The organism is Limnohabitans sp., assembly GCF_038134685.1.
In the GTDB taxonomy this organism is placed as follows: domain Bacteria; phylum Pseudomonadota; class Gammaproteobacteria; order Burkholderiales; family Burkholderiaceae_C; genus Limnohabitans_A.
The window spans coordinates 1-12,523 of sequence record NZ_JAYPVP010000002.1 but is presented as its reverse complement, the minus strand read 5'-3'; the positions used below and the strand labels follow the sequence as shown (position 1 = coordinate 12,523).

Here is a 12,523-nt window from a genome sequence, read left to right as displayed (position 1 = left end):
GGTGAGCATCAAGCGTTGGCCGCGCCACTTCAAGCGCAGACCATCACTGAACTGCCACGCGAAGTGCACAAAAAGGGCGACCACAAGGCGGGCGGTTTTGATGCCAAACCCCTGCTGCAGGCCGCACTGCAAGGACACGATGTCGCCCTGGTCAGCGAAGCCGGCATGCCCGCTGTGGCCGACCCCGGAAGCTCAGTGGTGCGTGCAGCGCACGATCTGGGGCTGCAGGTGCTGCCCCTGGTTGGACCCGTGTCTTTGTTGCTGACGTTGGCGGCTAGCGGTTTGAATGGACAAAACTTTGCTTTCGTAGGCTACCTGCCGCAAGACAGTAGCGAGCGAACAGCCCGGCTCAAGCAACTGGAAACCCTGGCCATCAAAACTGGACAGACCCAGATGTGGATCGAAACGCCTTACCGCAACCCCGCCATGTTCAGCGCTGCGCTGCAAGCGCTGCAACCCAACACCCGCCTGGCCATTGCCAGTGGCCTGACCCTGGACAGCGCCAACATTCAGAGCCACACCATAGCGACGTGGAAGAAGGGTGCAGCGGGGCCGGACGCACAAACACCAGCCGTATTTGCTGTCGGTGCTTGACCCTGCAGGAGCGGCCTCTGGCCGCGATGCCGATTCCCTGTGCAATCGCGGCCAAAGGCCGCTCCCACAGGTCAGCGAAGAACGGGACTTTCCCGCAACGCTTTGACAGATGCCTCACCCATGGCCGCACCAAAGCGTTTGGCCAGTCGTTCAGCCATGTTCTCGTAACGGGTGTAGTCAATCACGTCAGGTGCATCAACCACATCGCGGGCCACGCCATCGAGGCTGCTCATGCCATCAGCAAGCCCCATGTCAACCGCTTGCTCACCGGTCCAGAACAGGCCACTGAACATGTCTGGCGTTTCTTTCAGGCGATCGCCACGTCCTTGACGTACAGCCGTGATGAACTGATTGTGAATGGCGTCCAGCATGGTTTGTGCATGCGCACGCTGTTTGGCCGTTTGTGGGCTGAAGGGATCCAGAAAACCTTTGTTTTCGCCCGCAGTGAGCAAGCGGCGCTCGACACCCAGCTTGCCCATCAAGTCGGTAAAACCAAACCCATCCATCAGCACGCCAATGCTTCCGACAATACTGGCTTTGTCGACGTAAATTTTGTCAGCAGCCGTTGCCAGGTAATAGGCTGCCGATGCGCAGGACTCTTCCACCACAGCGTAAATGGGTTTGCCATGAAGCTTGCGCAACCGACGTACTTCGTCATAAATCAGGCCGGCCTGCACAGGCGACCCCCCCGGCGAATTGATCACCAGCACCAGAGCTCGGGAGCCCTCATCATCAAGAGCGCTGCGCATGGCCGCGATGATGTTTTCGGCACTGGCGTCCGTGCCATCGGCAATTTCTCCCTTGACCGCGACCATCGCCGTATGAGTCATGGTCGGGCTGACTGCTTGTGCGTTGTAGCTCACCAGGTTCCAGACCAGCACACCTGCAAGCACCAACCACATCAGGCGCAGAAAAACTTTCCATCGACGTGCAGTGCGCTGCTCGCTCAGCATGGCGCTGAGCAAAGTGTTCAAGGCCTGCCGCTCCCAAGGAGCTTCAGGGTTTGCCGGTGTTTCGGGGCGAGGGCTGTCTTGCTCTTGCATGAGGGGCTCAGAATTCAAAGGGCTTGAGGTTGTAGGCAGTATGCCAGTAGACCACTGCCCCTTCCTCGCTCAGGTCAATCTTGACCAAACCACCACGGCACGGCCCACCTGCACAAGCACCCGACTCAGGCGCATAGGTGGCACCATGGGTGGCACACATGAGCCAACGCCCCGTGTCGTCAAAGAAACGGTTGGGCTGGTAGTCCATTTCCATGGCCACGTGGCTGCACCGATTCAGGTAAGCGTGCGCCTGACCTTGATACCGGATGGCAAAAGCACGGCAAGTCTGCCCGCCATAGATCACATCAAACGGCACCGCCAGTCCTCCGTTTTGGAGGTCCCGGCTGTTGCACAGGGCAATGCGTTCGCTCATCAGAACCTCACGCGTTGACCAACAACCAGTCATGCAGTTCACGCACCGAATGCGCAATGTGCAAGGGCTTCAAGGCATGAAAAGCATCAGGCTCGTGCGCACCGTAACTCACGCCAATGCTGGCGCAACCGGCATTCACGGCCATTTGCAGATCGTGTGTGGTGTCGCCAATCATCAGGGTGCGTTCAGGCTCCACGCCAAACTCGCGCATCAGCTCGTGGAGCATGAGCGGGCTGGGTTTACCTGCAGTTTCGTCTGCGGTGCGCGAGCCGTCAAACACCTGGCGTAACTCCACCGCATGCAAAGCCTCGTCCAGACCCACCCGGCTTTTACCTGTGGCCACGGTGAGCCAGTGGTGGCGGGCCTTGAGCTCGGCCAGCATGGGCAGCACCCCGTCAAACAAGCTGATGTCGTGCTGATGCGCAAAGTAGTGGTGACGGTAGCGCTCGCCCAGCAAAGCATGCTTTTCGCGCGGCACATCGGGCGCAGCATGTGCCAGCGCAGGGATCAGGGCCATGCCAATCACATACGAAGCCTGCTCGCGCGTGGGCATCGCGCCGCCCACGTCCTGCACCGCCCGCTGGATGCAGCGGGTGATGATGGCGGTGGAGTCGAACAAGGTGCCATCCCAATCGAAGGCAATCAGGTCAAACTGGCGCGGCCGGAGGCTGGACATGGTCAACGTACTCTTGAAGTTCTGGGGGCAAATCGGCTTGCAGCGCCACGCGCTGCGCCGTTGCCGGATGGTTGAACTGTAACCGCCAGGCGTGCAGGAACATGCGTTTGAGGCCCTGCTTTTGCAGCACTTTGTTCCATTCAAAGTCGCCATATTTGTCATCGCCGGCAATCGGATGCCCGTTGCTGGCCAGATGCACCCGAATCTGGTGGGTGCGGCCGGTCTTGATGGTCACCTCCAGCAAGGTACAGCCTTGCAGCTTTTGAGCCACTTTGACCAGGGTCATCGAGCGCATGCCGTCCGGGTCGTCTTTGTGCGTGACTTTCACCCGGCGCTCGCCGTCGGGAAGCAGGTATTTGTGCAGGGGCTGGTCAATCACCTTGAATTTGGCTGGCCACTCGCCCTTCACCAGCGCCAGGTAGGTCTTGCCGGTCTCACGCTCGCGAAACTGGTCTTGCAGGTTTTTCAGGGCGCTGCGCTTTTTGGCCACCAGCAAGATACCGCTGGTTTCCCGGTCCAAGCGGTGCACCAACTCCAGCAGCCTGGCCTGCGGTCGGGCTTGGCGCAGCTGCTCGATCACGCCAAAACTCACGCCCGAACCACCATGCACCGCGACACCTGCGGGTTTGTCAATGGCCAGCACATGATCGTCCTCCAGCAACAGGGGAAATTCACGCGCCGGGGCTGGATGGGCCGCTTTTTCAGCCACCTTGTCGGACACGCGCACTGGCGGCACACGAACCTCGTCTCCCACCTCGACCCGGCTGTCTGCGCTGCAACGCCCTTTGTTGATGCGGACCTCGCCGCTACGGATGATGCGGTACACATGGGTTTTGGGCACGCCTTTGAGGTGGCGCATCAGGAAATTGTCCAGCCGCTGTCCGGCAGATTCCTCATCCACCACCAGCCATTTCACGGCCGGCGCAGAAATGGCTGTCTTGCCCCCTATAATGTCTTTCACTGGTTTTGGCTGTAAGTGGTTGATTTGAATGGAAATGAATTCCTGAAGAAGCAGGAGTTTAGTCCAGCATCCCACCCGCCGCTCCAGAAGGTCGATGCCAGCACTGGCACGACGAGCAGACTGAAGGCCTTTGCCAACAGTGGCTCGCCCTCCCGGTGTATGGGACGACGTCATGAAACACTGAATACGGAATACCCACATTCAGCAGCCTCAAAGCCCCAAGGCCAGGCGCTGCTGAACGGATCGAAGCGAGATGGTTGTACTGTTCGTCCAAGTGCTGAGCTGGTTGCAGCGGGTGATCGCACCCGTGCAAACGCCTTCGCCTGCGCGAACCGAACTCGTCCTGGACACTGCAGGAAGCCTGCAGCAGTGGACGCAAACACCCAAGTCCCTGACCTCGCCCCATCCACGCGCCCTGAACCCGCTGCCCGAGCCCGCGCTCGGCTAAATCGCGTTCGTCCCGGCAATTCCCTTCGTTTCTGACGTTAACCCGGCATCCGTGACCCCTTGAGGGTCGGTTAACAAAAAGAAGGAACGCATCATGAAACGGATGCTGATCAACGCCACGCAGGCCGAAGAACGCCGCCTGGCCATCGTCGATGGACAAAAACTCCTCGACTATGAAATCGAAATCGAAGGGCGCGAGCAGCGCAAGGGCAACATCTACAAAGCTGTCGTGACACGTGTCGAGCCCTCGCTCGAAGCCTGCTTTGTGGACTACGGCGAAGACCGCCACGGCTTTTTGCCCTTCAAGGAAATCTCCCGTCAGTACTTTGCCGAGGGCGTATCGCCCAGCCAGGCCCGCATCCAAGACGTGATCAAGGAAGGCCAGGAGCTGCTGGTCCAGGTCGAAAAGGAAGAGCGCGGCAACAAAGGCGCGGCCCTGACCACTTTCATTTCGCTGGCAGGCCGCTATGTGGTGCTCATGCCCAACAACCCGCGTGGCGGTGGCGTGAGCCGCCGCATCGAGGGCGATGACCGCGCCGAACTCAAGGAGGCGATGGACCAGCTCGAATACCCCAAAGGCATGTCCATCATCGCGCGCACCGCCGGTATTGGCCGCAGCGCCCCCGAACTGCAGTGGGACCTGAACTACCTGCTCAAACTGTGGAGCGCCATTGACGGCGCAGCCCAATCCGGCAAAGGCGCCTTCCTGATCTATCAGGAGTCCAGCCTGGTGATCCGCGCCATCCGCGACTACTTCAACAACGACATCGGCGACGTCCTGATCGACACCGACGACATCTACGAACAGGCTCAGCAGTTCATGAGCCATGTGATGCCCGAGTACGCCGCGCGCGTCAAACGCTACCGCGACGACGCCCCGCTGTTCAGCCGGTTCCAGATCGAGCACCAGATCGAGTCGGCCTACGCCCGCACCGTGCAGCTGCCGTCCGGCGGCGCCATCGTGATCGACCACACCGAAGCGCTGGTCAGCGTGGACGTGAACTCGGCACGCGCCATCAAGGGCGGTGACATCGAGGAAACCGCCACCCGCACCAACCTGGAAGCCGCCGACGAAGTGGCCCGCCAGATGCGCCTGCGTGACCTCGGCGGCCTGATCGTGATCGACTTCATCGACATGGAAGAGAGCAAGAACCGCCGCGAAGTGGAAAACCGCCTGCGCGACGCCCTGCGCCAGGACCGTGCCCGCGTGCAGTTCGGCTCCATCAGCAAGTTCGGCCTGCTCGAAATGAGCCGCCAGCGCCTGAAACCCGCCCTGTCCGAAGGTGCATCGATTCCCTGCCCGCGTTGCGGTGGCGCTGGCCACATCCGCGACACCGAAAGCTCGGCACTGCAGATCCTGCGCATCATCCAGGAAGAGTCCATGAAGGACAACACCGCCGCCGTGCACGCCCAAGTGCCGGTGGAAGTGGCTGCCTTCCTGCTCAACGAAAAGCGCCCCGAAATCGCCAAGATCGAACTCAAGCAGCGCATCAGTGTTCTGCTGGTGCCCAACCGTTCGCTGGAGACTCCGCACTACAAGGTCGAGCGCCTCAAGCACGACGACCCACGTCTGGACCGCATCGAAGCCAGCTACAAGATGGCTGAAGAAGTTGAAGATCCGACCACGGTGACTCGCCGCTCGCAGGAGCCTACCAACAAGCAGACACCGGTCATCAAAGGCGTGCTGCCCGATGCACCAGCGCCCGCTGTTGCCCCCAAGGCCGAAGCCGCACCGGCAGCCAAAGCCGCAAAACCTGCTCCTGCCGCTCAGGCCAGCAGCGGTGGTTTCTTCACCTGGCTGAAAAACCTGTTTACTGGCGCGTCCGAAGAAGCCAAGCCTGCCGCCCAGCCAGCCAAGAAAGAAGAAAAGAGCCGCGAAGGCCGTGGTGGTGATCGTAATCGCCGTGGTGGCCGTCGTGGTGAAGGCCGCGGTGATCGCGCAGAACGTGGCGAGCGCAGCGAACGCGCCGAAGGCCAGGACCGCAACAACCGCCGCAACACCGCCGGCGCCGAAGGCGAAGCTCGTCAGGAACGCGCACCACGCGGTGAACGCGGGGACCGTCCTCAACGCGAGCGCCGCAACGAGCCGCGTCAAGACACTGTGAACGCTATCGCGCCCTCGGAAGCCAATGCCGATGGCGAAACCCGCAGCGAGCGCACCGAACGCGCACCACGTCGTGAACGTGGCGAACGTGGTGAAGGCCGCCGTGAACGTAGCGAGCGCCGCAACGATCGCGCATCTGAAACTGCAGCGGAGGTACGCTCCGAGTCCATGGAAGCCGCCAGCACCGAGGCCGCAATCACGACAGATTCGACTGAGGTGCAAGCACCGGCTCAAGGAGAGCGTCGTGAACGTCGTGGCCGTGACCGTTATGGTCGCGAGCGTCGTGAACGCCAAACCGATGGCCGTCACGAGTCCACCGAGCCCGTGAGCAACGAAGCTACTGAGCCGACCGACAGCGCGCCACGCTCTTCTTACTTTGACGCTTTTGCAGCCCCCGCAGCTGCACCCGCCTCAGCACCTGAGGCCATTGCCAGCGCTGAGCCCGTGGCCCCTGTTGAGAACGCAAGCTCCAGCGTCAGCCGTGCCCTGCCCAAAGTCGCCAGCTACACGCTGCCCACCGAGGAGCTGCTGACCGTCGCTTCACAAAGCGGCCTGCAGTGGGTCAACTCGGATGCCGACAAGGTAGCAGCCGTTCAAGCCGCCATCGCCGCCGAGCCCAAGCCCGTCCATGTGCCGCGTGAACGTCCTCCAGTGGTCGTACTGGATGAAGGCCCGCTGGTGCTGGTCGAAACACGCAAGGACCTCAGTGAGATGAAGCTCCCGTTCTGATCGAGCAATGCCACCCAAGCGGTGGCAACACACAAAAAAATAACCGGGCATTGCCCGGTTATTTTTTTGTCCGTCACTGCGCCTGCGCTGCAGCCTTCCACGCTGCCATGGCAGCCTCCTGATCACCCCGGTGTTCAGCCATTTGGGCCAAGCGCTGCCAAGCACGGGCTTTCAGCGGTACCTGCAACTGCACCACCGCTGCCTGCAGATGCGTTTGCGCCTTGCCCCACAGTTGATGGTGAAGACACAGCACACCCACCACATATTGCAGGGCCGCGTGTCTGGGCTGTGCACGCTGAGCCGTTTCCAGCTTGGCCAGCCAATCACGTGTGTCAGCTGCTGCGCAGGAGGTCAAGGCATGTTCCAGACTCAAAGCCAATTGGGTCGACTGCGATGACAACTCACGTGAAGGGTTCTGCGCCCAGGCAAACCAGACAGTCTCCAGCCACTGCAGGGCAACAACTGCATCACCCCCCAAAGCCAGCCAACGGTCTGCACACGCCACCACCAGTTCGGAACGTTGACGCTCGGCCGAGCCCAGCTTGCGCCAGATGGCAGCCACAGCTTGCGGCTCATGCACGCGCTGCAACCAGTCCTGCAGCAATCCACGCACCAGACTGCCTGCCACATCTGGTGAAAAGGCTTTGTGTTTGACCAGCAACAAGGCTGTTTCAAGGGCTTTGTCGGGTTGTCCGGCCAGACGCGCTGCTTTCAGTCGCATGCGCAAGGCAACAACTCGCCTGCCCAACGCACTGGGCATGGCCTCCAGAAGGTTCAGGCTGCCCGCAGCATCACGGTCATTCAAGGCCCAACGCGCAGCGCGTAAATCCACACCTTCTTGCAAGGTCTGCCGCAAGGTCGGCGCAGCCTGGTCAATCGCTGCCTGAGCAGCTTGTGCATGCTGCTCACGCGCTGTACGGTCCTGCAAGGCGTGGGCCGCATCAGCTGCGGTCAAATGGGCCAGCGTCCTCAAAGCAGACGCATGGCTCAATCGGGCATCTTCCTCCTGCTGGTAGGCCGCCTCTTTTTCAACGGCCAGCTGCGCCGCCTTGCGTGAACGCACATAACGACCCGCCATGAAATGGGTCAATGCATCGAGTAACGCCCCGTAGGCTGCGCGCTCTTTTTGTTGCTGACGCCACTGTTTGGCTTGCTTGGGCATGGCCAGCACAGCCAGCACAGCCCTTTGCACCATGGCCAACGCCACCACCACCAGCACCAAACCCAACAACACCAGATTGAGCGACACATCCACGCGATAAGGCGGCCAATACAGGGTAACGGTGCCGATGTTGTGCGCAACCAACCAAGCGCCGCCCACAGCAAGGGCAAACAACGACATGAACCATAAAGCTGCTCGCATGCTGATCACCTGCCCGTTGCCAGGGTGTTGACGGCCACCATGGAGGCATCGAGTCGGGGCAACTCGGTGGTGGACAACATCTGCTGCAGTTGCTCCAGCAGTTGCAGCAGCTGGGTTGATTTGCTGTGCTCAGGATCCGCAAATCGCTTGACCGACTGGAACACGGAACCCAGATCCTTACGCGCCGCAGGGTATTGATGCGACAACACACCCAAACGTGCGTTGAGCAGTTTGAGTTTGAGGTTTTCCTTGAGGAAATAGCCCTGCTCCGGCGACATGAGCATCGCCTCTGGCGTATCCACCCGGCGCACACGCACCAGCGACTTGAATTCGTTCAACACGCGCACGCCCCACTGTCCCAGCCAGTCGCCGGGCGTTTCTACTGCAGAGGCAGGCACCGCAGGTGCAGAGGTCACTTGTACATTCAGCCCCGAGATGGGCAAGCCATCAATCATGCCCACCGCTTCGTCCAGACGCAGCAAAAGGCCGGGCAAATCCAGACCGCCAAAGGCTTGCAGGCGTTGCAAATCTTTTTCGATGCCACGGGCCAAGGGTGCCAAACGTGGTTGTGTAGATCGCTTGATGCGCAATTGTGCGGTTTGCAGAGCCGCCACCAAGGGCTCGGCATTACCCGTCATATCGGCTTGCTGTTGCGCCAGGCGCAAAGAAGATTCAATATCCAGCACCAGGTTTTCATCGCGGGAGCGCGACATGGATTGCATCAGCTCTTCGATCTGGGTGCGCTGCAAACCCAGTTCGGCCAGTTTGCCTTCGGCCTGCGCAAGTCGGGCGGTATTGTCCTTGACTGTCTCCTGCGCCTGCTTGGCCCAGGCTTTGGCCTCAACAGACTGCTGACCTGCATCTGCACTTTGGCGGGCCAGCTGCTCTTGCATACGGCTCAGCTTTTGCCACAGCAAGGCCGAACCCGCCACGCCCAACAAGGCCACCAGCCACAACAGGCCCGAGCCGAGCTTATTCCCAACGGAAGAAGACATCACGGGAGAAGTAGGCGCTGTTGCACCGGTCGCGGTTTCGTTGTCTGCTGCACTCATGTCAGGCATTCTATCGACTCCCCCCATTGCTGCAGGTGCGCTGGCATCAGTTGCACCCGCCCCCAGCCCCACTGACGAAGTTGCTCTGCAATGCGGGGGTGCGTGGCCAAGGCCCGCCCCTGGGACCAAGGCCAATCCGGGCACATCTGGGCCCACTCCCGCGCCGCCTGCGAACTGCTGAACAGCCACCAGCTGCCTTGCTCCAGCCATTGCCGGGCCTGCGCCCATTGCGCTGGCGTGTGCTGTGGCGCCTGGCGAACATAGGCCGCGCAGGCATGCACCTGCACACCCGCAGCCATCAATTGCTGCGCCAGCCAGTCGCGGCCCTGCATTTGCGCTTGCTCGTCTGCCCCTCGCACAATCAAGACCTGCTGGCCAGCGTGCGCCTGCGCCTGGGCTACGGCCCACAGTGCTTCGGAATCCCAATGCGCACTGTCTGCGGAGGGGGACACAATCTGTGCCATGGGCCAACCGGCCTTCACCAAAGCCGCCACTGTGCCTGGCCCTGTGGCCCACGCCTGCTGGCCAGGCTCTGGCCGCACCTGCGCTTGCTGCATGAAGTGCTGCACCGCATTGGCGCTGACAAACATCACGGCATGCAAAGCTGGCCACAAAGCCCGCACCGGGGCCAACACAGTGGGGTCTGGCAAAGGGGCAATGTCCAACAGCGCAAACGCATCGGCCCGCACGCCCAAAGCCTGCAAGCCCTGCAGCCAGGGCTGCGCCTGCGCCGTCGGGCGAGTAACGATCACATGGGGTTGAGGCACCGCACCCATGCGCCGCCCGTCAAACCGCGCCTTGCGCCTGCAGCTCGCGCGCCACAGCCAGACCCATGGCCTCGGCAGTCACCAGATCGGTGCAAGGCGCCTGCATTTGGGCACGCAGCAAGCGGCCAGGTTGCTCAGGGTCACCCCAAGCGGCTTGCAGCGAGAGCTGATCGCCATCGAGCACCGCATGTGCAGCCAGGGGCATGGAGCAGCTGCCCCCCATGGCGCGGCTCACGGCACGCTCGGCCGCCACACGCAGCCAGGTAGGCATGTGCACCAGCGGGGCCAGCAAGGCTTTCAGGTCGGCGCGGTCACTGCGAATCTCGATGCCCAGTGCGCCTTGACCCGCCGCAGGCAACATTTGTTCAGTTTCAAAAATATGGCGAATGCGTGCAGCCAGCTCCAGGCGTTTGAGGCCCGCAGCGGCCAACACGATGCCGGCATATTGCCCCTCGTCGAGTTTGCGCAAACGGGTGTCCAGGTTGCCACGCAGGGGCTCGATCTTCAAATCGGGGCGCAGCGCCTGCAACAAAACGGTGCGTCGCAGGCTGGAGGTGCCCACCACAGCGCCTTGTGGCAAGTCTTCCAGGCGGGCATAGTCAGACGACACCCAGGCGTCGCGCGGGTCTTCGCGCTCCATCACGCAGGCCAGCTCAAAGCCTGCAGGCAGCTCCATGGGCACATCTTTGAGCGAGTGCACCGCAATGTCGGCTCGCCCCTCTTGCAGGGCCACTTCCAGCTCTTTGACAAACAGCCCTTTGCCGCCCACTTTGGACAGGCTGCGGTCCAGAATCTGGTCGCCCTGCGTGGTCATGCCCAGCAAATCCACCTGGGCCCCTTGGGCCTGCAGCAAGGCCTGCACATGTTTGGCCTGCCAAAGGGCCAGGCGGCTTTCACGGGTCGCGATAACAAGAGAGGGAGAGGAGCTCATGAACAGTGCCGTTGCTTTCGAAAAAATTCAGCGGGTCTTAAAAAGAAATCAATTGGTAATTTTCAAGCCCCGTGCGATGCTAGCATGAGCCTCAGCCCTGCTGGCACAAGGTTTGCTGCAGTGTGCTCAAGCACCCAACACCCCGTTGCGTGCCCCTCCAGGAATCACCATGAAACAGGCCTCCCCCGCCCCTGCCGACAAAGCCAGCACACGCAGCCGCGCCCGCGATAACGAAAAGCCACTGGTCGAAGACATTCGCCTGCTGGGCCGGATTCTGGGTGACGTGATTCGCGAACAAGAGGGCAACGAGGCGTTTGAGCTGATCGAACAAATCCGCAAGTTGTCGGTCGCCTTTCGCCGCGACGCCGACCACGAAGCCGACAAAGCCCTCAAAAAACTGCTCAAAGGCCTGCCTGGCGACCGCGCCGTGAGCGTGATTCGTGCCTTCACTTATTTCAGTCACCTGGCCAACCTGGCTGAAGACCGCCACCACATTCGCCGCCGCGCCGTACACGAGCGTGCAGGCAACACGCAAGAAGGCAGCATTGATGTGGCCCTGCAGCGTCTGCGCTGGGCGGGCATCACGCCCCGTCAGGTGGCGGCCACGCTGGCGCGCAGCTATGTCTCGCCTGTGCTGACGGCGCACCCCACCGAAGTGCAGCGCAAAAGCATTCTGGATGCCGAGCGCGACATTGCCAATTTACTGACCGAACGCGACGACATCAAAACCCGCGCCGCCGCCTTCCCGCAAGCGCGCGATGCACTCACGCCCAAGCAACTGGCCGAGAACGAAGAACACATCCGCGCCCGCGTGCTGCAGCTGTGGCAAACCCGCCTGCTGCGCTTTACCAAGCTGACGGTGTCCGACGAAATTGAAAACGCCCTGTCGTACTACGAAGCGACCTTTTTGCGCGAAATTCCCAAGTTGTACGCCGAACTCGAAAGCAGCCTGGACGGCCAGAACGTGGCCAGCTTTTTCCGCATGGGCCAATGGATTGGTGGTGACCGTGACGGCAACCCCAACGTCACCGCGCCCACGCTGGAGCTGGCGCTGCGCCGCCAGTGCGATGTCGCCCTGCGCCACTACCTGACCGAAGTGCACTACCTGGGCAGCGAGCTGTCACTTTCAGCCATGCTGGTGGACTTTGCCTCCGACATGGTCGCCCTGGCCGAACGCTCGCCCGACACCAACGCCCACCGCATGGACGAGCCCTACCGCCGCGCCCTGACCGGCATTTACGCACGCCTGGCCGCGACCTTGACAGCCCTGACCGGCGGCGAAGCTGCACGCCATGCCGTGGCCCCGCAAAACCCCTACGCCAGTGCGCAAGAATTTCTGGCGGACCTGCGCGTGATTAACCACAGCCTGCGCAGCCACAAGGCCGACGCGCTGGCCAACCAACGCCTGCGCCCACTCATGCGCGCTGTTGAAGTGTTCGGCTTTCATCTGGCCACGGTGGACCTGCGTCAAAGCTCGGACAAA

General features: G+C 61.5%; 12 protein-coding genes. 4 read left to right on the top strand and 8 right to left on the bottom strand.

Features of this window, described 5'->3' with window-relative positions; genetic code table 11:
- The coding region (locus AAFM15_RS00980) for an SAM-dependent methyltransferase (RefSeq protein WP_341684836.1) at nucleotides 1-594 on the top strand (594 nt) is incomplete at its 5' end.
- A gap of 71 nt (nucleotides 595-665) precedes the next feature.
- On the opposite strand, the gene AAFM15_RS00975 is transcribed toward AAFM15_RS00980, so the two are convergent.
- Genes AAFM15_RS00975 through AAFM15_RS00960 form a run of 4 tightly spaced genes read right to left on the bottom strand, consistent with a single transcriptional unit; the run spans nucleotide 666 to nucleotide 3,647 of the window.
- Nucleotides 666-1,637, bottom strand: coding sequence for a S49 family peptidase (locus AAFM15_RS00975; RefSeq protein ID WP_341684835.1), 972 nt, complete (start codon nucleotides 1,635-1,637; stop codon nucleotides 666-668).
- 7 nt (nucleotides 1,638-1,644) lie between these two features.
- Nucleotides 1,645-2,010, bottom strand: coding sequence for a Rieske 2Fe-2S domain-containing protein (locus tag AAFM15_RS00970; protein ID WP_341684834.1), 366 nt, complete (start codon nucleotides 2,008-2,010; stop codon nucleotides 1,645-1,647).
- Between the two features lie 7 nt (nucleotides 2,011-2,017).
- The gene (locus tag AAFM15_RS00965) at nucleotides 2,018-2,686 is read right to left on the bottom strand and encodes an HAD-IA family hydrolase (RefSeq protein WP_341684833.1); all 669 of its coding nucleotides are present in this window, start codon (nucleotides 2,684-2,686) and stop codon (nucleotides 2,018-2,020) included.
- Nucleotides 2,658-3,647: an RluA family pseudouridine synthase gene (locus AAFM15_RS00960; protein WP_341684832.1), complete on the bottom strand. Its 990-nt coding sequence runs from the start codon at nucleotides 3,645-3,647 to the stop codon at nucleotides 2,658-2,660. The genes AAFM15_RS00965 and AAFM15_RS00960 overlap by 29 nt, the downstream gene beginning before the upstream one ends.
- A gap of 253 nt (nucleotides 3,648-3,900) precedes the next feature.
- Here AAFM15_RS00960 and AAFM15_RS00955 point away from each other — a divergent pair, with 253 nt between their 5' ends.
- Both AAFM15_RS00955 and AAFM15_RS00950 read left to right on the top strand, forming a co-directional pair.
- On the top strand, nucleotides 3,901-4,095 hold the full coding sequence (locus AAFM15_RS00955) for a hypothetical protein (RefSeq protein ID WP_341684831.1): 195 nt from the start codon (nucleotides 3,901-3,903) through the stop codon (nucleotides 4,093-4,095).
- 102 nt (nucleotides 4,096-4,197) lie between these two features.
- The gene (locus AAFM15_RS00950; protein WP_341684988.1) at nucleotides 4,198-6,927 is read left to right on the top strand and encodes an Rne/Rng family ribonuclease; all 2,730 of its coding nucleotides are present in this window, start codon (nucleotides 4,198-4,200) and stop codon (nucleotides 6,925-6,927) included.
- Between the two features lie 73 nt (nucleotides 6,928-7,000).
- Here the strand turns inward: AAFM15_RS00950 and AAFM15_RS00945 are convergent, their stop codons facing one another.
- Genes AAFM15_RS00945 through hemC form a run of 4 tightly spaced genes read right to left on the bottom strand, consistent with a single transcriptional unit; the run spans nucleotide 7,001 to nucleotide 11,040 of the window.
- Nucleotides 7,001-8,290: a heme biosynthesis HemY N-terminal domain-containing protein gene (locus AAFM15_RS00945; RefSeq protein WP_341684830.1), complete on the bottom strand. Its 1,290-nt coding sequence runs from the start codon at nucleotides 8,288-8,290 to the stop codon at nucleotides 7,001-7,003.
- A 5-nt stretch (nucleotides 8,291-8,295) separates the two neighbouring features.
- A complete protein-coding gene (locus tag AAFM15_RS00940; protein WP_341684829.1) occupies nucleotides 8,296-9,342 on the bottom strand; it encodes a uroporphyrinogen-III C-methyltransferase in 1,047 nt (348 codons plus the stop codon).
- Entirely contained in the window at nucleotides 9,339-10,118 is a 780-nt protein-coding gene (locus AAFM15_RS00935; protein ID WP_341684828.1) for a uroporphyrinogen-III synthase, read from the bottom strand. The genes AAFM15_RS00940 and AAFM15_RS00935 overlap by 4 nt, the downstream gene beginning before the upstream one ends.
- Before the next feature lie 10 nt (nucleotides 10,119-10,128).
- On the bottom strand, nucleotides 10,129-11,040 hold the full coding sequence (gene hemC / locus AAFM15_RS00930; protein ID WP_341684827.1) for a hydroxymethylbilane synthase: 912 nt from the start codon (nucleotides 11,038-11,040) through the stop codon (nucleotides 10,129-10,131).
- Nucleotides 11,041-11,209: 169 nt separating this feature from the next.
- Here hemC and AAFM15_RS00925 point away from each other — a divergent pair.
- Nucleotides 11,210-12,523: phosphoenolpyruvate carboxylase (locus AAFM15_RS00925; protein WP_341684826.1), on the top strand; the 1,314-nt coding region annotated here is incomplete at its 3' end.